Source organism: Azohydromonas lata (genome assembly GCF_034427735.1).
Classification (GTDB): domain Bacteria; phylum Pseudomonadota; class Gammaproteobacteria; order Burkholderiales; family Burkholderiaceae_C; genus Azohydromonas; species Azohydromonas lata.
Genome location: NZ_JAXOJX010000006.1, coordinates 94,866 through 118,946, shown reverse-complemented (window position 1 = coordinate 118,946; position 24,081 = coordinate 94,866). Strand labels below are relative to the sequence as shown.

Sequence of the window (24,081 nt, the reverse complement as noted above, 5' to 3'; positions counted from 1 at the left end):
AACCCCAGGCCCGCCCCTGGCTCGCCCAGGCCTGCACGTGCGCGCCGGCCCGGCAGGGTGGCCGTCCACCAGGGCGCACGCGCTACGCTCGCGCCCCCGACTTTGCTGGACGGACACCCGTGAAAATCGATTTCGACGGCGTGCAGGCCTTCGTCGCCATCGCCGAGCTGGGCGGTTTCAACAAAGCCGCGCGCGAGCTGCACATCACGCAGACGGCGCTGACGCGGCGGCTGCAAAAGCTCGAAGCCTACCTGGGCCTGCGGCTGCTGGACCGCACCACGCGCCGCGTGGAGCTCACCGCCGTGGGCCGCGACTTCCTGCCGCAGGCGCGCGCCATCGTCCAGGACATGACGGCCGCCGTGGAGCGGCTCAAGGACATGTCGCAGCACGCGCGCGGCAATGTCACCCTGGCCTGCATCCCCTCCATGAGCGCGCACCTGCTGCCCGCGGTCATGCGCAGCTATGCGCAGTCCCATCCCGACAACCGCGTGCGGCTGCTGGACGGCGACTCCAACGAGGTGCGCGCCGCCGTGCTCAACGGCCTGGCCGAGCTGGGCATCGCCGTGTTGGGCGAAAAGCACCCGGAGCTGCAGGAGACGGTGCTGTTCTCCGACCCGCTGGCCTTCATCTGCCGCGAGCCCCACCCGCTGCAGGAGCGCAAGAGCGTGACGTGGGCCGACATGCGCGGCGCGGAATTGATCGGCGTGAGCAGCGCCACGGCCACGCGCGTGTTCATGGACTACCAGCTCGCCAAGCGCGGCATACGGCTGCACGGCAACTACGAGGTGCAGCACCACGCCACGGCCATCAACCTGGTGGCCGCGGGCGTGGGCAGCGCCATCCTGCCCTCCTCCACCTTCCGCGAGGGCGACCGGCCGGGGCTGCGCAAGATCGCCCTCACCGACCCGCCCGTGCGCCGCAAGGTGGTGCTGCTGCGCCTCAAGCGCAGCAGCCTCTCGCCGGCGGCGCAGGCCTTCCACGACTTGTTGAAGGCCACGCCGCTGCAGCCCTGAGGATGGCGTCAAGGCACCGCCCGCTCACGCCGCATCGGCGCCGTCCTGCGCCGCCGCCAGCGGCAGGCGCACCTTGAACGTGCTGCCCCGCCCCGGCGTGCTTTCCAGCCGCACCGTGCCGCCCATCATCTTCACCAGCCGCTGGACGATGGACAGGCCCAGGCCCGTGCCGCCGAAGCGCCGCGTGATGGAGGCGTCGGCCTGGGTGAAGGGCTCGAAGATGCGCTGCTGCTCGGCCAGGGCGATGCCCATGCCGGTGTCCACCACGTCCAGCCACAGCATCGACGCGCCGGTGCTCCCCGGGCCCGGCTCGCTCCAGTGCGCGTGCAGCGTCACCCGCCCCTGCGCGGTGAACTTCACCGCGTTGGACAGCAGGTTGAGCAGCACCTGGCGCAGCCGCAGCGGGTCGCCCACCACCGTGGCGGGCAGCTCGGGGGCGACATCGGCGTGCAGGATCAAACCCTTGGTGTCGGCCTGGGGGCGCACCAGGTCCAGCGCGGTGGCCAGCAGCGCCGGCAGGTTGAACGGCACGGACTCCAGCGCCATTTCGCCGGCCTCGATGCGCGAGAGGTCCAGCACGTCGCTCACCAGCGCCAGCAACTGCTGGCCGGCGTCGTGGATGTGAGAGACGAAGCGCGCCGCGTCCGCCGGCAGCGTGGTGCGCTGGCGCAGCAGCTCGCTCAGGCCGATCACGGCGTTCAGCGGCGTGCGCAGCTCGTGGCTCATGTGCGCCAGGAAGGCGCTCTTGGCGCGGTTGGCCGCCTCGGCCTGCCGCGTGCGCTCGCGCAGCTGCTCCTCCAGCGCCTTGCGCTCGGAGAGGTCGGCCATCACGGACAGGAAGCCGCTGGGCTCGCCCTGGGTGTTGCGCAGCAGGCTGATGCTCATCAGGCAGACCACGCGCGTGCCGTCGGCGCGCACGTAGGTCCATTCGCTGCGCTGGCCGCCTTCGAGCTCCGCGGGCATGACCGACAGCGTGGAGCGCGCCGCGGTGGACAGCCACAGCGGCAGGTGGCCGCAGTGCTCCAGCACCTCGCGCGGGTAGCGGTGGAGCTGCGCCAGCAGCTCGGCGTGGTCGCGGAAATCCAGCTCCAGCCGGCCCAGGGCGTGGGTGGCGGGCATGCGCAGCAGGGCCTCCGCGGCCGGGTTGATGGAGGTGATGCGCCCGGACAGGTCGGTGGCGATGATGGCGCTGCCCGCGATGGCCAGCAGCGCCTGTTCGCGCTCGGCCAGATGCTGCAGCTCGGTCGTGCGCTGGTGCACCTGCTGCTCCAGCGTGGCGATGAGCTCGGCCAGCGCGGCCTTGGCCTGGCGCGCGTCGGTGACGTCGGTCACGGCCTCGGCCACGGCCGTGACCCGGCCGCCGTCGTCGCGGCGCAGCAGCTTGCGCACGGCCACGACGATCTCGTGCCCGTCGCGCGTGGTGTTGCGCACGTCGCCGCTCCACTCGCCGTCGCGCTCCAGCGCGGCCCTGATCTCGGCCTGGGGCACGGGGAACTCGGTGTGCAGCAGCTCGTGCGCCTTGCGGCCTATGGCCTCCTGCGACGACCAGCCGTACAGGCGCTCACAGCCGCGCGACCAGTGAAGGACGGTGCCGTCCGGCCCCCGGACGAACACGGAGGCCAGGTCCAGCGCGGCGATGAGCTCGGCCGGGGGCCAGGCGTCATCCATGCGGCAACTCTCCCGGGGCAGCACGCCGCGCGCCCCGCTCATGAAAACCTGCGGCGTCACGGAGCCAGGGCAAGCCCTGCTCCCTGCGCCGCACTCCTCCACCGGCGCCGCTGCCGTCACATTCGAAATCACTGGGCGCCATGCCCATGGCCGTGGTGCCGGACAGCGCGGCCATGGGGCCGGCGGCCTGTTTGCGCGAGGGCCGCAGCCGCTGCCTGCCCGATTTCTCGCCCAAGGCTTGAAAAAAACAAATTCATCGAGAACACCGGATCGGCAGGAAAAAATCAATAGGAAAGCTGGGCCGCGCCACGCGCACACGGCGCGGGCTTGCATCATCGGTCAACTGAAAATTTCCGCCGTGACATTTTCCCGGAATCAAAGCCGCGTCGAATATCAGAAATACTGAGAGACACCGAAGGACATATTCCCGCGACGGCGCTCTGCCGTCCGGGGAAAACACAGAACGACGCCACAACCGTCAGCTCGGGCGCCTGGCCCTCTACATCGTCATGCCCGCGAAAGCGGGCATCCACGAACACCGAGGTATGGCCTTCGAACGGCATCGTCCAGGGCCAGCGTTGGTGTGCCGGCATCCCGGCAGGCGTGGATGCCCGCTTTCGCGGGCATGACGGATGAGGGTGCGAAACGCCTGGGCTCACGGGACGCCAACGGCCGGTTTCCCCGGACAGCAGTGCGCGAAGGCGGGAATCCAGGCGGACCCGCGTCAGAACGGAGAAGCACCGCAGGAAAAGCGCGGTTTTCGACCTTGTGACGCCGCCCGCCCGCAGCGCCACTGATGCTCAGGTCGCAACAATCGCGCCCTGTTTTGCATTTCCCAAAACAATCGCGCCACCGAACAATTCGCCCAACTGATTTACGAGGCGGATTGCATGAACACAGACGTGCTGGTCATCGGCGGCGGCAACGCCGCCTTGTGCGCGGCCCTGATGGCCGCGGAAGGCGGCGCGAGCGTGCTGCTGCTGGAGGCCTCGCCGCGGGCCTGGCGCGGCGGCAACTCGGCCCACACCCGCAACCTGCGCTGCATGCACGACGCGCCGCAGGACGTGCTGGTGGACGCCTACCCCGAGGAGGAGTTCTGGCAGGACCTGCTCAAGGTCACCGGCGGGCGCACCAACGAAAAGCTCGCCCGGCTCACCATCCGCTCCTCCTCCACCTGCCGCGACTGGATGCGCAGCCACGGCGTGCACTTCCAGCCGCCCCTCTCCGGCGCGCTGCACGTGGCGCGCACCAACGCCTTCTTCATGGGCGGGGGCAAGGCGCTGGTCAACGCCTACTACCGCAGCGCCGAGCGCCTGGGCGTGCGCGTGCGCTACGAGGCGCCGGTGAATCGCCTGGAGATCGACGCCCAGGGCCGCTTCGCCGCTGCCTGGGTGGGCAGCGAGCGCATCACGGCCAAGGCCTGCGTGCTGGCCGCCGGGGGCTTCGAGTCCAACCGCGAGTGGCTGCGCGAGGCCTGGGGCGTCAACGAGCGCGGCGAGTGGCCGGCCGACAATTTCCTCATCCGCGGCACGCGCTTCAACCAGGGCGTGCTGCTGCGCCACCTGCTGGAAGACCACGGCGCCGACCGCATCGGCGACCCCACCCAGGCGCACATGGTGGCCATAGACGCGCGCGCCCCGCTGTACGACGGCGGCATCTGCACGCGCATCGACTGCGTGTCGCTGGGCGTGGTGGTCAACCGCGAGGGCCGGCGCTTCTACGACGAGGGCGAAGACTTCTGGCCCAAGCGCTACGCCATCTGGGGCCGGCTGGTGGCGCAGCAGCCCGGGCAGATCGCCTGGTCCGTCATCGACGCCAAGGCCATAGGCCGCTTCATGCCGCCGGTGTTCCCGGGCGTCGTGGCCAACAGCCTGCCGGAGCTGGCCGCCAAGCTGGGCCTGGACGTGAACGCCTTCATGGGCACGCTGCAGGACTACAACGCCGCCTGCCGGCCCGGCAGCTTCGACCACACCCGCCTGGACGACTGCCGCACCGAGGGCGTCTCCCCGCCCAAGACCCACTGGGCCCGCCCCATCGACACCGGCCCCTTCTACGCCTACGCCGTGCGCCCGGGCGTCACGTTCACGTACCTGGGCCTGCACACCGACGAGACGGCCGCCGTGCGCTTCGGCAACGTGCCCAGCGACAACCTCTTCGTCGCGGGCGAAATGATGGCCGGCAACGTGCTGGGCCAGGGCTACACCGCCGGCGTGGGCATGTCCATCGGCACGGCCTTCGGCCGCATCGCCGGCACCCACGCGGCACGCGCGGCCCAGGCCGCCGGCAACACCCAACGGAAGGAACACCATGCAGTCGCTTGAGGCACTGACCCGCGACGCCCGCGCGCTGGCCGAGGGCGAGATCGTCATCACCGCCGCCGAGTCCGAGGTGGCGCGGCAGATGACGGTGTGCAACGCCTGCCGCTACTGCGAGGGCTTTTGCGCCGTCTTCCCCGCCATGACGCGGCGGCTGGAGTTCGGCAAGGCCGACATCCATTTCCTGGCCAACCTCTGCCACAACTGCGGCGCCTGCCTGCACGCCTGCCAGTACGCGCCGCCGCACGAGTTCGCCATCAACGTGCCGCAGGCCATGGCCCAGGTGCGCGGACAGACCTATGCCGACTACGCCTGGCCCCCGGCCCTGGGCGCGCTCTACAAGCGCAACGGCCTGGCGCTGGCCCTGGCGCTGGTGCTGGCCTTCTCGGCCTTCCTCGCCCTGGCGCTTGGGCTCAAGGGCACGCTGTGGGGGCCGGCGGCGGGCGGCAGCTTCTACGAGCTGTTCCCGCACGGGCTGATGGTGAGCCTCTTCGCCCCCGTGTTCGCCTTCGTGGCGCTGGCGCTGGCGCTGGGCGTGCGCCGCTTCTGGCGCGACGTGACGCCGGCCACCAGCGGCCAGCCGGCCAGCGCGCCCGCCCTCAGCGAGGCCACGCACGACGCGCTGACCCTGCGCTACCTGGACGGCGGCCACGGCCAGGGCTGCAGCAACGAGGACGACGCCTACACCCTCTCGCGCCGCCGCTTCCACCACTTCACCTTCTACGGCTTCATGCTGTGCTTCGCCGCCACCAGCGTGGCGACGGTCTATCACTACGCCTTCGGCTGGGCCGCGCCCTACGACCTGCCTTCGCTGCCCAAGCTGCTGGGCGTGCTGGGCGGCGTGAGCCTGTGCGTGGGCACGGCCGGCTTGGGCTGGCTGCGCCTGCGCCGCCACCCGGCGCACGGCGACGCCGCGCAAAAGCCCATGGACCTGGGCTTCATCGCCTTGCTGTTCCTCACCGCCGCCAGCGGCCTGGCCCTGTGGCTGTCGCGCGGCACCCCGGCGCTGGTGCTGCTGCTGTGCCTGCACCTGGGCGCGGTGCTGGCGCTGTTCGCCACGCTGCCCTACGGCAAGTTCGCCCACGGCATCTACCGCACGGCCTCGCTGCTGCGCCATGCGGTGGAGAAGCGCCAGCCCAACCCCATTGGCCTGGGCGCGGACTGAAGTCCACCACGCCGGCCCGCGCCACCCGCGCGGGCCGGCTTTGATGTGCGCTGCGCATCAAGCCATGAAAACAATGCAATTCACGGATCAATGGCCGCTTTCTAGTATGGGCTTGAAGCAGACCCAAGAGATCAACAAACCGCTGACTGGAGACACCGCATGAACAAACGCCAACTGCTGCGCACGGCCGGCACCTGTGCCCTCGCCACCCTGAGCGCCAGCGCCTGGAGCACGGCCCAGGCGCAGGACTTCCCGCCCAAGAAGAACGTGACCATGCTGGTCGGCTTCGCCGCGGGCGGCGCGGCGGACACGGCGGCGCGCATCATCAGCAAGAAGCTCGGCGAGAACATCGGGGTGCCGGTGGTCATAGACAACAAGCCCGGCGCGGGCGGCAACATCGCGCACCAGTTCGCGGCGCAGGGGCCCAGCGACGGCAGCGTGATCCTGTTCGGCTCGGTCGGCCCGCTGACCATCGCGCCGCACCTGATGAAGCTGCCCTACGACCCGTTCAAGGACCTCGCGCCCATCACCATGGGCGTGAATTTCCCCAATGTCCTGGTGGTGCATTCGGGCCTGGGCATCAAGACTTTTGCGGATTTCGTTGCCTACGCAAAGAAGAACCCGGGCAAGCTGGACTACGCCTCCACGGGCCCCGGCTCGGCCTCGCACCTGGGCGGCGAGCTGCTGGACGACATGGCCAAGATCGAAACCACGCACATCCCGTACAAGGGCGGCGCGCCGGCGCTGCAGGACTTGCTCGGCGGGCGCGTGTCCGCCTACTACTCGACGCTGTCCACGGCGCAGCCGCACATCGAAAGCGGCAAGCTCATCCCGCTGGCGAGCACGGGGCCGCAGCGGCTGCCGGCGCTGCCCAAGGTGCCCACCATCGCCGAGTCCGGCTACCCGGGCTACAGCGCCACCAACTGGTACGCCTTCGTGGCGTCCTCCAAGGTGCCCAAGCCGGTGCTGGACCGCTGGAACGTGGAGCTCAACAAGGTGCTCAAGGACCCCGGCGTGGTGAAGGAGCTGGACCACCACGGCCTCACGCCGCAGCCCGGCACGCGCGATGAGCTGGCCAAGACCATGGAGCGCGAGCACGCGCTGTGGGGGCGCGTGATACGGGATCGCAAGATCACCATCCAATGAGCGAACGGGGCGTCCCTGCCGCCACCGAGACCGCCACCACGGCGGGTGCCGCACCGCGCGGCCTGCTGGAGCTGTTCTGGGCCTTCTCCTGGATGTCGCTGCAAGGCTTCGGCGGCGTGATGGCCGTGGTGCAGCGCGAGCTGGTGGAAAAGCGCGGCTGGCTCAGCAACGACGCTTTCATCGAGGACTGGGCCGTGGCCCAGGTCATGCCGGGCCCCAACGTGTGCAACCTGGCGCTGATGTTCGGCGACCGGCACTTCGGCTGGCGCGGCGCCGTCACGGCCCTGGGCGGGCTGCTGGTGCTGCCGCTGGCGCTGCTGATCGCGCTGGCCACGCTCTACGGCAGCCTTTCCGGCCACGCCGAGGCGGCGGGCGCGCTGCGCGGCATGGGCGCGGTGGCGGCAGGGCTGATCGCCGGCACGAGTCTCAAGTTGCTGGCCGGGCTGCGGCGCCATCCGCTGGGTTTCACGTTGGTGCTGGCCTTCGCCGCCGCGGCCTTTGCCGCGCTGGCGCTGCTGCGCTGGCCGCTGTTCGTGATCGTGCTGGGCTTGGGTGGCGCCGCCTGGTGCCTGACCTGGCGGCGGCTGCTCAAGGAAGCGTGACATGAGCGCGCTGGACTGGCTGCACCTGCTGCTGCATCAGCTCTCGATTTCGCTGCTGGCCGTGGGCGGCGCGGTGACGCTGGCCCCGCAGCTGCACCGCTACCTGGTGGACGGCCAGGCCTGGCTGAGCGACGCGCAGTTCAGTGCCGCCATCACGCTGGCGCAGGCGGCGCCCGGCCCCAACGTGCTGTTCGTGGCGCTGCTGGGCTGGCAACTGGGCTTGAACGCCGCCGGCCCAAACGCGGGCACCGTGTGGAGCGTGGCGCTGGCGCTGCTGGGCGTGGCGGTGTGCACCCTGGGCATGCTGGCGCCCAGCTCGCTGCTGACGCTCTGGGCCGCGCGGCTGGGCCACAAGCACCGCGAGCGGCCGGTGGTGCGTGCCTTCCGCCAGGGCATGGGGCCCATCGTGGTGGGGGTGCTGCTGTCCACGGCCTGGCTGCTGGGCCGTGCCGGCGGCGACTGGCACGCCGACTGGCGGCTGTGGCTGCTGGGCGCCGTGGTCACGCTGCTGGTGTGGCGCACGCGGGTGCACCTGCTGTGGCTGTTGGGCGCGGGAGCGGTGTTGGGCGCGCTAGGCCTGGTCTGAAGCGCCGGCCGTGGGCTCGAAAGCCTTGCGGCTGAGCCGCACCTGCTCGCACAGCAGCGCCGCCGTGGGCGACAGCGGCCGCCCGCGCCGCGTGACCAGCCCCACCACGCGGCTGACCACCGGATCGACCAGCGGCACGCGGCACAGCGCCTCGTGGCGCGGCGGCACCGACAGGCGCGGCAGCGCGGCCAAACCCAGCCCGGCGGCCACCAGCCCAAGCGCGCCGGCCACGTGCTCCGTCTCGTAGAACCACAGCGGGCGCTGCGCCAGCGGGGCCAGGGCCTGGTCCACCAGCAGCCGGTTGGCGCTCTGGCGCGAAACGGCCACCATCTTCTGACCCGCCAGCTCCACCCAGGCCACGTGCCCGCGGCCGGCCAGCGCGTGGCCCTGGGGCATGACCAGCACGTAGTCGTCGCGGCCCAGCATGTCGAACTCCACGTCCGGCTCCTGCGCCCCCGTGAAATTCAGGCCGAAGTCCGCCTCGCCGCTGACCACAGCGGCCAGCACGCGGTGGGCACTGTCGTCAATGATGCGCACGCGCACGTTGGGCTGCTGCTGCGCAAAGCGCTGCAGGATGCCCGGCAGCACGTGCTGCGCCACCGAGGGCACGCAGGCCACCGTCACCTGCCCGCGCCGCGCCTGCGCGCTGTCCGACAGGCGCGCCACGGCGTCCTCCAGGTCTTCCAGCGTCTGCCGCGCCCGCTCCAGGAAGTGCCGCCCGCCCTCGGTCAGGTCCACCTGCCGCGTGGTGCGCTCCAGCAGCCGCAGGCCCAGGGCGGTTTCCAGCTTGTCGATGCGGCGGCTGAGCGCCGGCTGCGAGATGCACAGGTGCTCGGCCGCCAGCCGGAAATTGCAGCGGTCGGCCACGGCCACGAAAGCCTGCAGCTCTTCCAGGGCGAAATTGATGCGTGACATGCATGGAATCATAAAAACAATGCAATTCACAGATCAATGGGTGATTCCTACCATTCATCCATCAATCAAGACCGGAGACAAAAGCGATGTCCACGACGAATTCCCTGCCGCGCCGTGCCGCGCTGGCCGCATTGGTTGCCTGCGCATTCACCGGCGTGGCCGGCCAGGCCCAGGCGCAGGCCTGGCCGACGAAGCCGATCCGCTTCGTGGTGCCCTTCGGCCCGGGCGGTGCCAACGACATCGTGGCGCGCGCGGTGGCCGAAGGCGCTTCCAAGCAGTTGGGCCAGACCATCATCATCGAGAACAAGCCCGGCGCCGGCTCGCTGCTGGGCTCGGACATCGTGGCCAAGTCCGCGCCGGACGGCTACACCTTCCTGGCGCCCGCGGCCGGCGTGATCACCAACGCGATGATCAAGTCGCGCATGCCCTACAAGGAGGACGACCTCGTCCCCGTGGTCATGATGGCCGTGAGCCCCTCGGTGATCGTGGTGCCGGCCGATTCGCCCATCAAGGACCTGAAGGGCCTGATCGCCGCCTCCAAAGCCGGCCAGGGCCTGAACTTCGCGACCGCCGGCACGGGCAGCACGCCGCACTTCGTGGCGGAGATGCTCAACCTCAAGGCCGGCGCCAAGATGCAGATCGTTCCCTACAAGAGCGGCTCCGAGGGCATGGCCGCCGTGGTGGGCAAGCAGGTGGACGTGACCTCCGAAGGCAGCCCCGTGGTGATGCCGCAGATCAAGGGCAACAAGCTCAAGCCCATCGCCTCGACCTGGAACCGCCGCATCGCCGCGCTGCCTGACCTGCCCACCGCCGAAGAGCAAGGCTTCAAGGACCTCGTGATCGGCCACTGGTCGGGCGTGTTCGCCCCCAAGGGCACGCCGGACGCCATCCTGGACAAGATGAACGCGGCGGTGAACGCGGCGCTTAAATCGCCTGAGCTGCGGGCCAAGCTGATCCCCATGGCCATCGACCCGCAAGGCGGCTCGCGCGAGGACTTCAAGAAGTTCCTGGCGACGGAGAAGGCGCGGCTGGCGCCCATCGCCAAGGCGGCGCAGATGAAGGAAGACTGAGGCGGCCCTTGACGCCGGCCGCAAGCGGGTCGGCCCCGCCCTCTACTTCGTCATCCCCGCGCAGGCGGGGACCCAGGCGGTCCCACGCCGGAACGTAAGCCGTCCTGCAGGCACGACGGCGTCGGTTCTCCCGCGCCCCTGCTCGCGGCCGGCTTGGGGACCGCCTGGATTCCCGCCTTCGCGGGAATGACGACCGTTTTTCTTGCCGCCTACCCCATAGCGCACGCAACAAGCTGCTCTCGCAGCAACAACACCACAACACCCGGAGACAAGTCCATGAACACCCTTTTCAAAGCATCCCGCCGCGCCTTCCTCGTCGCCGGTCTCGCGCTGGGCGTGGCCGCCTCGGCCATGGCCGGCGAGATCCGCGTGGTCAGCTCCGGCGGCTTCACGGCCGCGTACAAGGAACTGGTGCCGCTGTTCGAGGCCGCCACGGGCCACAAGGTCATCACGGCCTACGGCGCCTCCATGGGCAACGCACAGGACTCCATCCCCAGCCGCCTGGCGCGCGGCGAGCAGTTCGACATCGTCATCCTGGCCGACGGCGCGCTGGACGCGCTAGCCAAGGAAGGCAAGGTCGTTCCCAACACCCGCGTGGACCTGGGCCGCTCGCTCATCGGCCTGTCGGTGCGCAAGGGCCTGCCCAAGCCGGACATCTCCACGGTCGATGCGCTGAAGAAGACGGTGCTGGAAGCCAAGTCCATCGCCTACTCCGCCAGCGCCAGCGGCACCTATCTCTCCAACGAGCTGTTCCCCAAGCTGGGCGTGTGGGACCAGATCAAGGACAAGTCCAAGAAGATCATGAGCGAGCGCGTGGGCACGGTGCTCACGCGCGGCGAGGCCGACGTGGGCTTCCAGCAGGTGAGCGAGCTGCTGCCCTTCAAGGACATCGAGTTCGTCGGCCCGCTGCCTGAAGAGGTGCAGCAAAAGGTGTTCTTCTCCGCCGGCCTGGCCGTGGGCAGCAAGGAGCCTGAGCTGGCCAAGCAACTCGTGAAGTTCCTGGCCTCGCCGGCGGCGGCGCCCATCATCAAGGCGACCGGCCTGGACCCCGTGGCGAAGTGAGGCGCTGAGCGCAACGCCATCACGAGAACAGCCATCACCGGGGACAATTGATGAACAAGAAAACGAAAGCGGCATGGGGCCTGGCGCTGGGCGCCGCGAGCATGGGCGGCGCTTGGGCGCAAAGCGGCGTGACGCTCAGCGGCATTGCCGACTCGGCCGTGCGCCACGTGCGCAACGAGGATCTGGGCGGCGTCACCTCGCTGGTCAGCGGCTCCAACGCCACCAGCCGCTTCATCTTCCGCGGCACCGAGGACTTGGGCGGCGGCCTGAGCGCCGGCTTCCACCTGGAAAGCGGCGTGGCGCTGGACACCGGTGCCAACACCACCGCCAACACCCTGTTCGACCGGCGCGCAACGCTGAGCCTGGCCAGCAAGCAGGCCGGCGAGCTGCGCCTGGGCCGCGACTACGTGCCCAGCTACACCAACTGGGTGCGCTTCGACCCGTTCAGCCACGTGGGGGTGGCGGCCTCGGCCAACTTCGTGTCCGCCACGCCGGTCGGCCCCATCAAGTCGTCCTTCGGCGCCTCGCCCAACACGACCACGCGCACCAGCAACGCCGTGCAGTGGCTGATGCCTGCCGGCTGGGGGGGCCTGGAAGGCGGCCTGATGTGGGCGTCGGACGAAAACGGCACCGCCGCCAATGGCCAGCACAAGGTCAAGGGCGCGCGGCTGGGCTATGCGGCCGGGCCGCTGGTGGTCTCAGGCGCCCTCACCCGCACCGAGAACAACCTCACCACCGCGGGCCACTTCGACGACCGCGTGATCGCCGCGCTCTACGACTTCGGCATGGTGCGCGTGTCGCTGGCCCTGCGCCGCTTCGAGCAGGCCGACGCCCGCCAGAACAACGTGCTGCTGGGCGCCTGGATTCCGGTGGGCAACGGCGAAATCAAGGCCTCGCTGCAGCGCGTGAGCTTCTCCGGCAGCGTGGGCGCCGCGTCGCTGGACGACAACCACGCCCGCCAGCTCGGCCTGGGCTACGTGCACAACCTCTCCAAGCGCACGGCGCTGTACGGCACGCTCTCGCACATCTCCAACAGCGGCGCGCTGGCCTACGCCATTTCCGGCGGCGCCAGCGGCTTGGCAGCGGGCGGCTCCTCGCGCGGCGTGGAATTCGGCATGCGCCACAATTTCTGACGGGCAACCAGGGCGGGCTTGAAAATGCAACCCGAAACCGCGTCCAAGCCCGCTCAATATCAAAACACCGGCCGCCACCAGCGCTTGCCAAATTGCTCCCAAGGCGCCCAAACAGGGCGCCTTTTTCATGGACGGCCGGATTCATATTTGGTAGCAATTCAGCCCCGCACCGGGTACTAACCCTAGGCAAGCTGACAGCAGACTGACAGCGCCCGCCGGAATACTTAAGTAAACGCACTGCAGTTCCCGGCGCGGTGCGAGATTCCAGATTCCAGATTCCGATTCGCGCTTTTGCGAGCGGGATGGCCAGGTATTGAACAGTTATTGACCAAGTATTGGTTTCAATATCCTGCCGCCGTGAACACCTGATTTTCGTGACTTTCAAAAACCTGTGCGGCATTGGTTGCCGTGCTGCCTTGCCTCACCCTTTGAAGGAGATTTCATGCAAATCACCGGCATGCTTTACGGCGCGCAGTTATTGCGCCACGTCGATTTTCCGGCCGCGGAGGTTCTAGGCCCCGACGCCTCGGAAGATGAGATCCAGGCCCTCATCCGCCGCCACGGCCAGGTGTTCATCAAGCCGCTGTTCAAGGGCGGCGTGGGCAAGAAGGGCAAGTCCGGCCTCATCGGCCGCGCCACCGACCTGCGTACCGCGCTGGCCGAGAAGGAACGCCTGTACTTCGCCGAGCACCGCCACGGCAACGCCACGGCCAAGGCCAACGGCGTGACCTTCGAGGGCGGCGTGCCCGCCGAGCACGAGGTGTACTTCGCCATCACCGACGACACCCGCTACCGCGCCCCGACCATGACGCTCACGCACCGCGGCGGCGTGGACATCGAGGAGCTGGACAAGAGCGAGATCGCCACCGTGCCCTTCGACGCGCTCACGGGCCTCAAGGCCTTCGTGGTCGCCAACGCGCTCACGGACATCGGCGCGCCGAAGGAGATCATCTCCCCGCTGGTGCAGCACCTGCCCAAGCTGTGGGAGCTGATGCACCACTACGGCATGACGACGCTGGAGCTCAACCCGATCCGCATGCGCGTGGACGGCAGCGGCAAGCTCACGCCCGTGGCCTGCGACTTCAAGTGCGGTTTCGACCGCGACGACCCGCGCGTGGCGCGCCTGAACCTGCCGCAGCACCTGTTCGCCGCGGACGTGGGCGCCTTCGAGCAGGAAGTCAACGAGCTGCGCACGCACCAGGGCCAGTCGGACGTGTTCGTGATCAACGAGCGCGGCACCATCCTGGCGCCCACCTTCGGCGGCGGCGCCAACTCGCTGGTGACCGAAGTGCTGGGCGAGGCGGCGAGCATCTCGTCGGACTTCGGCGGCAACCCGCCCTACGAGAAGATGAAGCAGGTGGCCAGGATCTGCTACCGGCACTTCCTGGCGCAGTCCAACGTGCTGTTCATCATCGGCGGCAAGTCCAACAACACCGACATCCACGAGACGCTGCGCGCCATGGGCGACGCACTGCGCGAGCACTTCGCCACCCACGGCCCCACGCCGCTGTACGTGGTGGTGGGCCGCGGCGGCCCCAACCTCGTGCGCGGCTTCGGAGCCCTGGCCGACACCTGCGAGGCGCTGGGCCTGCCCTACCGCTTCTTCGGCTTCGACAGCGCGATCTCCGAGGTCGTGAACTACGCCAAGCGCATGGACGACTGGATGAAGGCCGGCGGCCGCGCCGCCATCGCTGCCCAACTGGGCCTCAAGAACGCCGCCTAAAGAGATCCAGGAGACACGACCATGCATGCACGAGGCATTTCCAGCTTCCCCTACTACGTAGGCATCAACTCCCTGGCCGACGTGGCCACGCGCGGCGACCGCGTGTGCGTCTTGAACATCCTGGGCGGCGAGTCGCGCCAGGTCACGCCCACCAGCCACGCCTTCTCCGGCGCCAACGTGGTGTTCGGCACCTCGCCCGGGCGCGGCGGGCAGGTGCTCAAGACCGCCGCGGGCAACATCCCCGTCTTCAACAACGTGCGCGAGGGCCTCAACGCGGGCTTGGAGTTCAACACCGGCGTGGTCTACCTGCCGCCCTCGGGCGTGCGCGACGGCGTGGCCGAGCTCATCCGCGTCAATCCGGGGCTGCGCAAGATCGTGATCGTCACGGAGAAGATTGCCGTGCACGACGCGCGCGAGATACGCGCCATGGCCCAGCAGGCGGGCGTGGACATCATCGGCGGCAACTGCCTGGGCGTGGCCGACTCCTGGAACCGCGTGCGCATCGGCGGCGCGCTGGGCGGCGATTTGCCCGAGGACTCGCTGCTGCAGGGCTCGGTGGCCATCTTCTCCAACTCCGGCGGCTTCACCACCACCATCGCCCAGTACCTGGCCAGCGAGGGCTGGGGCACGACCACCCTCGTGTCGTCGGGCAAGGACGTCTACATCCACTACGCGGCGCGCGACTTCGCGCACGCCTTCCGCAACGACGGCCGCTCGCGCGCCGCGGTGCTCTACGCCGAGCCCGGCGGCTACTACGAGCACGCCCTGGACTTCGGCAAGCCCGTGGTGGCCTGCGTGGTCGGACGCTGGAAGTCCAAGCTCACGCGCGCCGTGGGCCACGCCGGCGCCATGGCCGGCTCCGGCGACAGCGCGCAGGACAAGGAGCGCTGGTTCATGGAGTCGCTGGGCGTGGACGCGCTGTTCACGCCGGAGAACCCGGTGGTGTCGCGCAAGGGCGCGGTGGTCACCAACATCGCCCACATCCCGGCGGCGCTCACGGCCGTGATGGCACTCAGCGGCGCCAAGCCCGACTTCCCGCCGCGCGGCAGCCTGAGCCTGAAGCCTTGGATGGCCAACGACCAGGGCCTGAAGCTGCCGGCCGAGCTGGCGCTGCCGCCCGTGCCTGCGCCGGAACCCTACGCGGCGCAGATCGAGGCGCTGAGCCGCCAGGTGGGCGCGGTCGTGGCGCGGCAGAACATGAAGGACAAGTCCGGCGCCTCGCAGATGGACCCGGCCACGCAGGTGACCTCGGTGCACGGACACCCGGTGCTGGAGCTGGCGCTGCAGCCGCTGCAGGCCGTGTTCGCGCTGCCGCTGGTGCACGAGGTGGCGGGGCCCAACGAGCGCGCGCTGCTGGACATCGCCGTGGCCGCCGAGGTCAACCTGGTGGGCGACCCGGTATTGATTGCCGCGCAGGCCGCGCGCGACGCGGGCAACGCGCCCAACGCCATCATGGCCACGGCGGCGGCCATCGTCGGCCCCAAGCGCGTGGAGCGCGCCCTGGCCTGCACGCGCACGCTCATCGAGCTGTTCCTGGGCTCGGGCCTGAAGGACGGCAGCCAGGAAGGTTTTGACTGCTCGCGCCTCAAGCTGGACGAAGCCCAGCGTGCCCTGTTCACGCAGCGCGCGGATGAGGCCAAGGACACGCACCCCAAGGCCATGCTGCAGGCCGTGCGCAAGCGCAAGGTGAAGTCCGTCTTCCTGGACTTCCTGCTGGCGCAGGACATCGCGTTGTCGCGCGACGCCATCCTGGCCGCCATCTCCGTGACCATTGCCTGGGGCCCGCTGCTGCGCAAGCGCATCAGCCGCCTCACGGCCGAGACGCTGCCGTGGTACTTGCGGCTTTACGGCGTGATGGTGGGCTCCACCATTCCGGCCGAGAAGCACCAGTGGGGGTCGCTGGCGGGCATCTCGCAGGCCGAGCGCTACGGCAGCTGGACCATGGCCGACCTGTGCGCCCTGGCCATCAGCGGGCGCAAGCCCACGGCCGAGCAGGCGCTGCCGCTGCAGATGCTCATTGGCCTGCTGGTGTCCAACGGCCCGGGCTCCATCTCGGCGCAGGGTGCCAAGGGCGCGGTGTCGGCCGACGGCCCGCAGACGCCCCAGCGCGTGCAGATCAACAAGGCCATGGTCGGCTTCCTCACCCACACCGGCTACAGCCACGGCGGCAACGGCTTCGAGGGCATGGCCTTCCTGCTGGAGCAGTTCAAGGGCTGCAAGCTGAAGGACCCGTCCGATCCCAACCACGGGCTGGATTTGAAAGCCATGGCCACCGCGTTCGCCAAGGCCTACAAGGTGGAGAAGCGCGCGGCCAAGGAGGCGGGGCAGGAGCTGCGCGCCCTGCCCGGCGTGCACCACCCGGTGTTCAAGGGCAAGCCGGTGAACGTCGATCCGCGCGAGCGCTTCATCGCGCAGTACATGCAGGAGCACGGCCGCTACAACGTCTTCCACGCCTTCTACCGCGAGCTGGCGCAGGCGCTGTACGACGTGGGCGCCACGCCCTACGTGTTCTGCGTGAACGTGGACGCCGTGATTGCCGCGCTGCTGCTGGGGATGCTGTGGAGCGATTACCAGGCCGGGACGCTGAGCGTGCGCGACCTGGAGAACGCGGCGTTCACCGTGTTTTTGTACGGGCGGATGATTGGGGCGGCTGCGGAGATTGATGACCATCTGAACCGCGGGAGGAATATGGATACGCGGACGCCGGAGGCGGCTTGCGGGCATGTGTTGTGAGGGGCGGAGCCGTGATGGCCCCGTGGTGAGCACCATTCCACGCTGCCGGCCAAGTCATAGCCTTGGCCGGCGGTGATCGATCCATTGCCGTGCCTGGCGCGGCAGCAGTGGCGCGGCCCGGCATGGGCCGCGTTGCCATTTCACGGGTGCGCGGCGATACCGCGGCAATCAAATTCCAGCTCTTTCACGCGCAATCTCGGGCCCGCGGGCAGACGGCGTTGCCCCGCCCTGTTTCTGCGCAGCGGCTCAAACCTGTCGCCCTAGGTGGAGCCAAGGAAAGGATTCCGTGATTTTTTCCGCGTCGATTTTCTTGGCATGGCGCTTTTCAAGGAAAAGAATGACGTACTGACTGGTGGCGTAGCCGTGGGTCCGTACGCAGGCCGGGCGGTGCGGGCTGATTTTCGTCAAGCCCGAGGCCTGGATTTACTTATTCAGTGGTGAACTTGGCGATGGAGAAATTCTATGGTTCGGCGACGTTCATGGCACCAGCAATGGCCATCCGGTGCTTTTTTTAGACGGCCTATCGCACTCCTGGCAGACCCGGGATGAAGAACGAATCGGCTAACTCGTCGAGACAATGCGGTCAGAGGATGATTACGGCTTGAAGTTGCTTAGGCCGCATCGGCGTTTTGTTATTAAGCGGGTCAATTAACGTTAGGCGCGTCAAAGGAACTGCAGCGCGGTATTCTCGGGGGCGGCGCGCGTGACATATCGCTCACGGCAGGTTGCCCGGCTGGCATTTCTCACAGGCGGCGCTACGAAAATCAGCGCAGGGCCGGGTGGCCTCTTCGGTCGGCTTAGACTAGGCGGCCAAATTTTTACTGGGCTGCTCTCAACCCGACTTTGCAGCGGACCAGCAAAAGCTGCGCTTTTCCCGGCCGCTGAAATCTAGCGTTGACCATAACACGACTTTTACATGCTATCCATCCGACTATCGTTCTTTCTCTTGGCATCCATCTCTGTTCCTGGTGTTGGTTTCTGCAAGAATCACTGTGATGCGGGAAACATCGGGAGTTTACTATGCAGCGATGCCACTATTATGAAGTTGGATGCTGATTTGAATTTTGCTTGGAAAAATCTTCCTTGCTCGAAACAACAAAAAACAGAATTTTTGAAAGAGCAAAAGTTTTGGCTTCGGGAGAGAAACAACTGCAGAAACGAAATCAACATTCGCACCTGCCTTATAGATAAATACCAGAGTCGAATCTTTTTTTTGAACTCTCTGCAGTCCTGCGACAGCGTTTCCAGATCGTACAAATATGGCTTTACCGATTCATGGTATGTTATCAAGCATACTGACCTTTACTTGGGATCGACTGTAGTTATTGCAGGATCGGCTGCGCCAGATTCTTGCACTTCCGGCACCATTCCTGCCACTGGAATACTCAAGGCAATGCGCCGTAACGAGCAAGATATTAGGATAATTTTCAAGAGCCTATCTTCAGAACAACGCAAATTTCTTTGCACCTCCGAGCCCTTCTCTCATTACGAGGGCATGATTAAGCGAAACGCCAAAGGCGTATATTTATATTTAAACAATTTGCTTGGCGAGCCTCTTTAATAAACATGAACTATCGCTTTTTCCATCTCGAAACTGCGTCGAAGCATTTAGGAGAATGGCACGCGTGACATATCAATTAAAGACAGCTACTCGATCGACATTTCGTACAGACGACACCAAAAATCGGCGCAAAAATGAGCCATCTTTTCAACCTCCTCAATCTCCAGTGTCGAATATCTTTCGAACCAATGCCACCCCACTTACCAGCGGATCAAAATAATCTACACCTTTCCCGACCGCTGAATTCGCACATTACCCTTCAAAACACCCCAAAGCAACTCAAATAAAACTCGACCATACCATGGCCTACGCGCCCGATGTTGCGGATTCTCTAACCTTCTTTGAAAAGGCATTCGGACTTTCGAGAAAATTTCTCCACGAGAGCGGTACTTATGGAGAGCTGGATACCGGAGAAACCACTTTATCTTTTGCAGCGCATGAATTGGATGACATGAATTTCCCTGAAGGCCATGTGCAGGCGCACAGCTCGCCGCAGCCGCTCGGGTTCGAAATTGCCTTCGTCACTATAGATGTGCATCTTGCCCACAGCAAGGCCGTAGCCGCGGGCGCAAGAAAAATATCCGCACCCATCACGAAACCTTGGGGACAAGTGATGTCTTATGTGCGCTGCCCTGACGGAATACTGGTTGAACTGTGTACTCCGGTCGAAGCGTAATGCCAACAATAAAACTTGGGCGTCTTTCTTTGTCGGCGGCCTTTTAGGCAGCACTGGCATTTACACCGCTTCGCCAATTCCGCAAAAATTAATTCTTGAATAACGTGTATGCTGCAGTGCAGCCTGATCTTCGACTGAAACCGGACCGTGTGAAGTCATGAACAACAAATCCATTCCTCAACTGCCTGCGATCTCGATGGAGCGGACCAGCGATTTTTACAAGCGCCTCGGATTCAGCGTGAAACCTGTGTCGCCTGGAGGCGACTACGCCATCGCTGACCGAGGCACGCTGGAAATTCATTTCTTTCTTCACCAGGCCCTCGTTCCTTCCGAATCAGCCTTTGGATGCTATTTCAGAGTGACCGATGCGGACTTGCTTTACTCAGAGTTTCATTTGCTCGGCTTGCCCTCCAAAGGCATACCTCGTATCACAGCCATCGAAGACAAGCCCTGGGGTATGCGCGAATTCGCAATCGTTGATGAGAACGGATCTCTTATTCGAATTGGACATGAAATTTAAAGCTGCCCAATCGGCCACTCCCGGCCAATGAAATTGAGGCCAGCGCACGCCGAGGCCGCCTGCGCCCACGTGCTGTGAGCGGCGGTGGCCTGAGCGTCACCCCACGCTGCAAGCCGAATCACACCCCTGCCCCGCCGCAATCCACCGCTGGGCCCAGCGCGCCAGCAGCGGCGCAGCCCAACTCAGGCCGCGCGGCAGAAAGTCGGCCGGCTGCGCCACCAGGCCGCAGCGGTAAAGCGAACCCGTATCGCTCCACTGCAACGCCACGCACCGCCCCTGCCGCCTACGGCTCACCAGCACCCCCAACGGACAAGCCTCCACCGCACAGCACACGCCGCAGCCGTTGCAGGGTGCGCCCAGGGCGGGTTTCGGCGGCGCCTCGGCGTGGAGGTGAATGACGGTAGAGCTGCCGGAACTGCGCATGGGGCGCATGGTCGGCCCAACCCGGGCGAGCTGATCGGCTGAAAAGCGACCCATCGCGGCCAAGGCGCCCGCTGACGTGCCGCTACCATGCCGCCCGCCACACGAAACATGCAGTCGCCGGCCCCCGGTGCACGCAAGGAGCAGCACAGCATGCACGCCGCCCACGGCCCTCGCCGGCCCAACGCGCCCAAGCCTTCTCAAACAGCAGCCCGCTGCCGGAGCCGCGCATGAGCGACCAACACCGCCCGCTGAACACCGTGCAGCCCGACTTGGCCCCGCCCCGTGCGGGCTGGGACCGGCATGAGCTGGCCCAATTGCTGACGCCGGAGCCCGGCGCCGATGGCGTGCTCGCCAACGACCGCGTCGCCACCAACGTCAACGGCGCCATCTTCGGCGGCCAGCTCATAGGCCAAGCCCTCATGGCCGCCGCTCACGGGCTTGGGCGCGCCATGGCGGCGCACAGCCTGCATCTGAATTTCCTCGCGCCCGGCTTGGCTGATCAACCGCTGCAGTTCGACGTGCGCCGGCTGCTGTCCGGCCTCAACTTCATCACCCAGCACGTCATCGGCCGCCAGGGCGAGCGGCTGGTGTTCAGCGCCAACGTCAGCTTCCATCGCGGCGAGCCGGGGCCGGTGACCGGCTCCACCCTGCCGGACGGCGTGCCGCCGCCTGAAGATTTACCGTCGCTGCGCGAGGCCGTGCAGCACCTGGCCGACCGGCTGGACCCGGCCGCCCGCGAGCGCATGGGCGGCTCGCGCTCGCTGGAGATGCGCCCGCTGGACGCCGAGCACTTCCTGCTGCACCGCGAGCCCAGCGGCACGCTGCGCTACTGGATTCGCGCCAGCGACGAATTGGGCGACGCGCCCAACCTGCACCGCGCCGCGCTGGGCTACCTGTCGGACTACTGGTTCCCCATGGTGGCGCTGGCGCCGCTGCTGGACGCGCGCACCGGCACGGGCCTGTACGTGGCCAGCCTCAACCACGCGCTGTGGTTCCACGCCCCCGTACGCGCCGACGAGTGGCTGCTGGTGGAAGCGCAGGCCGCCGCCAACGCCAGCGCGCGCGGGCTCACGCAGGGCAAGGTGTGGAACCGGGAAGGCACGCTGGTGGCCAGCGTGGCGCAGGAAAGCCTGTTCCGCGGCTGGGTGCCGGGCGAGGACGGCGCGTTCACCGCGCCCTACAGCCAGCGCAAGGCCGGCGACGGGGCACTGGCAGTGCGGGCGGCGAAGAAAGCCTGACCCGCGCACGGACCCGCCGGGGGGCCGATTCGGCCAGGACGTCAGAACCGGTGGCGCAGGCCCACGGACACGCTGGTGGCCGAGTCGCGGGTGCCCATGAAGCGCGGCAGCGGGTAGGCGCCGCTCAGGCGGTTGTTGTCCACCTCGGCGTAGAGGTCCGTGCGCTTGGAGAACAGGTAGTCCAGGCCCACGTAACCCATCTTGCGCTTGCCCGCGTTCACGTCGCTCTGGCGGTCCTGCGCGTAGTTGGCGGTCAGCACCAGGGTCGGCGTGAGGTTGTAGTTGGCGCCAATGCTGACCACGTCGTTTTCCTGCTGCGGGCCGGTGCCGCGGTCGTTGCGCTTCATGTAGCCCAGGAAAGCCTTGAAATCCTTGGTGAAGAGCCAACTGCCGCCCAGGCCGGCAATGCCGCGCGTGACGGTGTCGCCCGCGTTGTTCACCTCCTGGTAGTAGGCGGTCAGGTCCAACGGTCCGGCGGTGTAGCTCGCGCCCACGCCGCGCCCGCGGCCGTTGCCCTCGTTGAAGGTGTAGCTGGCGTAAACGCCCACCGGGCCGAACTGCTTGTAGTAGCGGGCCATGTTGTCCTGGCGCGCCACATGGTGGGTGCTGAACATGGAGATGGCATCCAGGTTCGGGTTGGGCTGCGGCTGGAAGCGGCCCGACAGCGGGTGCGCCAGCGTGTACTGGCGGCCCAGCGTCACCAGGCCCAGCGGCGTGTCCAGGCCCACGGAAGCCTCGCGGCCGAACAGGCGCCCGCCCGCCGCGGCCGAGTTGCCGTTGCCGGCGCTGGAGCTGGCGTTGCCCAGGGCGCCGCTGGAGGGATCGAAGCCGTTTTCCAGCGTGAACACGGCCTTCATGCCGCCGCCCAAGTCCTCGCTGCCGCGCAGGCCGAAGCGGCTGCCGACGTAGACGCCATCGTTGAGCGAGGTTACCGACTGGCCGTCCGGGCCGGCGTTGTCGGCGCGGCGCACGCTGGCATCGACGATGCCGTAGACCGTGACGTTGGTTTGGGCCAACGCCAGCGCGGGCAGGCCCAGCAGCATGGTGGTGGCCAGCGTGGCGCGGGCGTGATGTCGAATGGACATGGGTCTCCTTTGGGCTTGTGGTGCAGGCGCCATGAAAACCGTTGATAGAAAAACCATCAGCGGAGTTTTCGGCTTGGTGAAGGGATTCAGGCAGTCTTTTGACGCCGGCCGGCGAGCGCGGGCACCGCAACGGGTGTGAGCTTCAATCACCGGCTGCGCGCAAGTATTTGCGCGTGAGGTCTGCACGTCCATTTGATAATTCCTGCCGACCCATTCATGGAGCTTTTGGTATGGACCTGCGTGACCTGCGCTACTTCGAGACGATTGCCGAGCTGCAGCACATAGGCCGCGCGGCACAGCGTCTGCACCGCACGCAGCCCGCGCTCACGAGCTGCGTGCGGCGGCTGGAAGAGGCGTGCGGCGCGCCACTGTTCGAGAAGTCGGGGCGCGGCATTCGGCTCACGCCGGCCGGGGTGGTGCTGCAGAAGTGGGCGCAGCGCATGCGCTTCGACGTGGAGGACGCCAAGCGCGAGATCGGCGACATCGGCCGGGGCCTGTCCGGCCACGTGCGCGTGGGCGTGGTGCCCACGGCGGCGCAGTTCCTGCTGCCGGCGGTGACGCGGCAACTGCTGGCCGAGGCACCGGCCGTGACCCTGAAAACCGTGGTGGCGCTGGTGGACGCGCTCAAGCCGCAGCTCAAGGCCGGCGAAATCGACCTGATGGTGGCGACGGAAACGCCGGCCGAGGCGGGCTTCGTGTCCAGGCCGCTGGCCGAGGACAACATCGTGGTGGCCGCCAGCGCCGACCACCCGGTGTTCAAGGCGCCGGTGACGATGGCCGGCCTCAGCGCTTACCAGTGGGTGCTGCAGCCGCCGGGCGCGCCCACGCGCGACTGGCTGGACAGCGCTTTTGATCGCGCGCGGCTGCCGCGGCCGGTGGTGCAGGTGGAAAGCACCATGCTGTTCATGCTGCCGCCGCTGATCGCGCAAACGGGGCTGCTGAGCTTCGTGTCGCGCCACCACGTCGGCGAAGGCACGCCGCTGCGGGAAGTGGTGCTCAAGGAGACGACCATGCGGCGGCGCCTGAGCGTCACTTACAGGGCCGACAGCTACCTGCTGCCGGCGGCGCAGCGGCTCATCGAGCTGTTCGCGGGCGTCCAGGACGGCCAGGCCGACGCAAAGGGACGCGCACGGCGCACGGCGGCTTCGTCACAACCGCACGCGCGCAAGAAGGCCGCGGCGCCTTGAGGCGGCGTGCGCTGCCGCGCCTGCCTGCGGACGGGTGCCGTGCCGGCCGGGGGGATAGTGAGCAGCAGCCCGCCGGAGGCCTGCCCGCAGCGCCCCCCAAGTCGTCATTCCCGCGAAGGCGGGAATCCAGGCGGCCCCACGTCAGAACGCAGAGATAAAGGAGGAAGGCTGTGGTGCTGGACCTTGGGTCGCCGGCTCACGAGCTGCAGGCCGACTTGGGGACCGCCTGGATTCCCGCCTTCGCGGGAATGACGAAGTAG

Annotated in this window: 20 protein-coding genes; 17 read left to right on the top strand and 3 right to left on the bottom strand. The window is 67.5% G+C overall.

What is annotated here, in order from left to right; genetic code table 11:
- The first annotated feature begins 119 nt into the window (after positions 1–119).
- On the top strand, positions 120–1,013 hold the full coding sequence (locus SM757_RS06330; protein ID WP_322464809.1) for a LysR family transcriptional regulator: 894 nt from the start codon (positions 120–122) through the stop codon (positions 1,011–1,013).
- A 24-nt stretch (positions 1,014–1,037) separates the two neighbouring features.
- On the opposite strand, the gene SM757_RS06325 is transcribed toward SM757_RS06330, so the two are convergent.
- Positions 1,038–2,681 (bottom strand): PAS domain-containing sensor histidine kinase, encoded by a 1,644-nt coding sequence (locus SM757_RS06325; protein WP_322464808.1) that lies wholly within the window; start codon positions 2,679–2,681, stop codon positions 1,038–1,040.
- Between SM757_RS06325 and SM757_RS06320 the strand changes: the two genes are divergently transcribed.
- The 6 genes from SM757_RS06320 to SM757_RS06295 all read left to right on the top strand — a co-directional run bounded on the left by SM757_RS06320 (position 2,680) and on the right by SM757_RS06295 (position 8,495).
- A complete protein-coding gene (locus tag SM757_RS06320; protein WP_169806048.1) occupies positions 2,680–3,087 on the top strand; it encodes a hypothetical protein in 408 nt (135 codons plus the stop codon). The genes SM757_RS06325 and SM757_RS06320 overlap by 2 nt on opposite strands.
- A gap of 484 nt (positions 3,088–3,571) precedes the next feature.
- On the top strand, positions 3,572–5,002 hold the full coding sequence (gene tcuA / locus SM757_RS06315) for an FAD-dependent tricarballylate dehydrogenase TcuA (protein ID WP_322464807.1): 1,431 nt from the start codon (positions 3,572–3,574) through the stop codon (positions 5,000–5,002).
- Positions 4,989–6,161: a tricarballylate utilization 4Fe-4S protein TcuB gene (gene tcuB, locus SM757_RS06310; protein WP_322464806.1), complete on the top strand. Its 1,173-nt coding sequence runs from the start codon at positions 4,989–4,991 to the stop codon at positions 6,159–6,161. Before tcuA ends, tcuB begins: the two co-directional genes overlap by 14 nt.
- 159 nt (positions 6,162–6,320) lie before the next feature.
- Positions 6,321–7,307, top strand: coding sequence for a Bug family tripartite tricarboxylate transporter substrate binding protein (locus tag SM757_RS06305; protein WP_322464805.1), 987 nt, complete (start codon positions 6,321–6,323; stop codon positions 7,305–7,307).
- A complete protein-coding gene (locus SM757_RS06300; protein ID WP_322464804.1) occupies positions 7,304–7,909 on the top strand; it encodes a chromate transporter in 606 nt (201 codons plus the stop codon). Before SM757_RS06305 ends, SM757_RS06300 begins: the two co-directional genes overlap by 4 nt.
- 1 nt (position 7,910) lies before the next feature.
- Positions 7,911–8,495, top strand: a complete 585-nt coding sequence (locus SM757_RS06295; protein WP_066343142.1) for a chromate transporter — start codon at positions 7,911–7,913, stop codon at positions 8,493–8,495.
- Here the strand turns inward: SM757_RS06295 and SM757_RS06290 are convergent.
- A complete protein-coding gene (locus tag SM757_RS06290; protein ID WP_322464803.1) occupies positions 8,481–9,410 on the bottom strand; it encodes a LysR family transcriptional regulator in 930 nt (309 codons plus the stop codon). The genes SM757_RS06295 and SM757_RS06290 overlap by 15 nt on opposite strands.
- An 86-nt stretch (positions 9,411–9,496) precedes the next feature.
- Between SM757_RS06290 and SM757_RS06285 the strand changes: the two genes are divergently transcribed.
- The 9 genes from SM757_RS06285 to SM757_RS06245 all read left to right on the top strand — a co-directional run bounded on the left by SM757_RS06285 (position 9,497) and on the right by SM757_RS06245 (position 21,549).
- On the top strand, positions 9,497–10,480 hold the full coding sequence (locus SM757_RS06285; protein ID WP_322464802.1) for a Bug family tripartite tricarboxylate transporter substrate binding protein: 984 nt from the start codon (positions 9,497–9,499) through the stop codon (positions 10,478–10,480).
- A 276-nt stretch (positions 10,481–10,756) separates the two neighbouring features.
- A complete protein-coding gene (modA, locus tag SM757_RS06280; protein ID WP_066343464.1) occupies positions 10,757–11,542 on the top strand; it encodes a molybdate ABC transporter substrate-binding protein in 786 nt (261 codons plus the stop codon).
- A 50-nt stretch (positions 11,543–11,592) separates the two neighbouring features.
- The gene (locus SM757_RS06275; protein ID WP_066343466.1) at positions 11,593–12,675 is read left to right on the top strand and encodes a porin; all 1,083 of its coding nucleotides are present in this window, start codon (positions 11,593–11,595) and stop codon (positions 12,673–12,675) included.
- 442 nt (positions 12,676–13,117) lie between these two features.
- Complete coding sequence (locus tag SM757_RS06270) at positions 13,118–14,398, top strand: ATP-grasp domain-containing protein (RefSeq protein ID WP_322464801.1); 1,281 nt, start codon at positions 13,118–13,120, stop codon at positions 14,396–14,398.
- Positions 14,399–14,419: 21 nt separating this feature from the next.
- Positions 14,420–17,131 carry a CoA-binding protein gene (locus SM757_RS06265; RefSeq protein WP_322464800.1) on the top strand — a complete coding sequence of 904 codons (2,712 nt, stop codon included), beginning with the start codon at positions 14,420–14,422 and terminating at the stop codon, positions 17,129–17,131.
- 916 nt (positions 17,132–18,047) lie between these two features.
- A complete protein-coding gene (locus SM757_RS06260) occupies positions 18,048–18,692 on the top strand; it encodes a lysozyme inhibitor LprI family protein (RefSeq protein WP_322464799.1) in 645 nt (214 codons plus the stop codon).
- A 283-nt stretch (positions 18,693–18,975) separates the two neighbouring features.
- Complete coding sequence (locus tag SM757_RS06255) at positions 18,976–19,368, top strand: VOC family protein (protein ID WP_322464827.1); 393 nt, start codon at positions 18,976–18,978, stop codon at positions 19,366–19,368.
- Positions 19,369–19,525: 157 nt separating this feature from the next.
- On the top strand, positions 19,526–19,888 hold the full coding sequence (locus SM757_RS06250) for a bleomycin resistance protein (protein WP_322464798.1): 363 nt from the start codon (positions 19,526–19,528) through the stop codon (positions 19,886–19,888).
- 650 nt (positions 19,889–20,538) lie between these two features.
- The gene (locus tag SM757_RS06245) at positions 20,539–21,549 is read left to right on the top strand and encodes an acyl-CoA thioesterase (protein ID WP_322464797.1); all 1,011 of its coding nucleotides are present in this window, start codon (positions 20,539–20,541) and stop codon (positions 21,547–21,549) included.
- Between the two features lie 41 nt (positions 21,550–21,590).
- Here SM757_RS06245 and SM757_RS06240 read toward each other — a convergent pair whose 3' ends face one another.
- Complete coding sequence (locus SM757_RS06240) at positions 21,591–22,634, bottom strand: porin (protein ID WP_066343131.1); 1,044 nt, start codon at positions 22,632–22,634, stop codon at positions 21,591–21,593.
- A 230-nt stretch (positions 22,635–22,864) separates the two neighbouring features.
- Between SM757_RS06240 and SM757_RS06235 the strand changes: the two genes are divergently transcribed.
- Positions 22,865–23,821, top strand: coding sequence for a LysR family transcriptional regulator (locus tag SM757_RS06235; protein ID WP_322464796.1), 957 nt, complete (start codon positions 22,865–22,867; stop codon positions 23,819–23,821).
- Positions 23,822–24,081: the final 260 nt, after the last annotated feature.

Excerpts from the sequence above, each read along its gene's own strand:
- SM757_RS06320 (WP_169806048.1), top strand. The coding sequence starts at position 2,680 with ATGCGGCAACTCTCCCGGGGCAGCACGCCGCGCGCCCCGCTCATGAAA.
- SM757_RS06325 (WP_322464808.1), bottom strand. The coding sequence starts at position 2,681 with ATGGATGACGCCTGGCCCCCGGCCGAGCTCATCGCCGCGCTGGACCTG.
- tcuA (WP_322464807.1), top strand. The coding sequence starts at position 3,572 with ATGAACACAGACGTGCTGGTCATCGGCGGCGGCAACGCCGCCTTGTGC.
- tcuB (WP_322464806.1), top strand. The coding sequence starts at position 4,989 with ATGCAGTCGCTTGAGGCACTGACCCGCGACGCCCGCGCGCTGGCCGAG.
- SM757_RS06305 (WP_322464805.1), top strand. The coding sequence starts at position 6,321 with ATGAACAAACGCCAACTGCTGCGCACGGCCGGCACCTGTGCCCTCGCC.
- SM757_RS06300 (WP_322464804.1), top strand. The coding sequence starts at position 7,304 with ATGAGCGAACGGGGCGTCCCTGCCGCCACCGAGACCGCCACCACGGCG.
- SM757_RS06295 (WP_066343142.1), top strand. The coding sequence starts at position 7,911 with ATGAGCGCGCTGGACTGGCTGCACCTGCTGCTGCATCAGCTCTCGATT.
- SM757_RS06290 (WP_322464803.1), bottom strand. The coding sequence starts at position 9,410 with ATGTCACGCATCAATTTCGCCCTGGAAGAGCTGCAGGCTTTCGTGGCC.
- SM757_RS06285 (WP_322464802.1), top strand. The coding sequence starts at position 9,497 with ATGTCCACGACGAATTCCCTGCCGCGCCGTGCCGCGCTGGCCGCATTG.
- modA (WP_066343464.1), top strand. The coding sequence starts at position 10,757 with ATGAACACCCTTTTCAAAGCATCCCGCCGCGCCTTCCTCGTCGCCGGT.
- SM757_RS06275 (WP_066343466.1), top strand. The coding sequence starts at position 11,593 with ATGAACAAGAAAACGAAAGCGGCATGGGGCCTGGCGCTGGGCGCCGCG.
- SM757_RS06270 (WP_322464801.1), top strand. The coding sequence starts at position 13,118 with ATGCAAATCACCGGCATGCTTTACGGCGCGCAGTTATTGCGCCACGTC.
- SM757_RS06265 (WP_322464800.1), top strand. The coding sequence starts at position 14,420 with ATGCATGCACGAGGCATTTCCAGCTTCCCCTACTACGTAGGCATCAAC.
- SM757_RS06260 (WP_322464799.1), top strand. The coding sequence starts at position 18,048 with ATGCTATCCATCCGACTATCGTTCTTTCTCTTGGCATCCATCTCTGTT.
- SM757_RS06250 (WP_322464798.1), top strand. The coding sequence starts at position 19,526 with ATGAACAACAAATCCATTCCTCAACTGCCTGCGATCTCGATGGAGCGG.
- SM757_RS06245 (WP_322464797.1), top strand. The coding sequence starts at position 20,539 with ATGAGCGACCAACACCGCCCGCTGAACACCGTGCAGCCCGACTTGGCC.
- SM757_RS06240 (WP_066343131.1), bottom strand. The coding sequence starts at position 22,634 with ATGTCCATTCGACATCACGCCCGCGCCACGCTGGCCACCACCATGCTG.
- SM757_RS06235 (WP_322464796.1), top strand. The coding sequence starts at position 22,865 with ATGGACCTGCGTGACCTGCGCTACTTCGAGACGATTGCCGAGCTGCAG.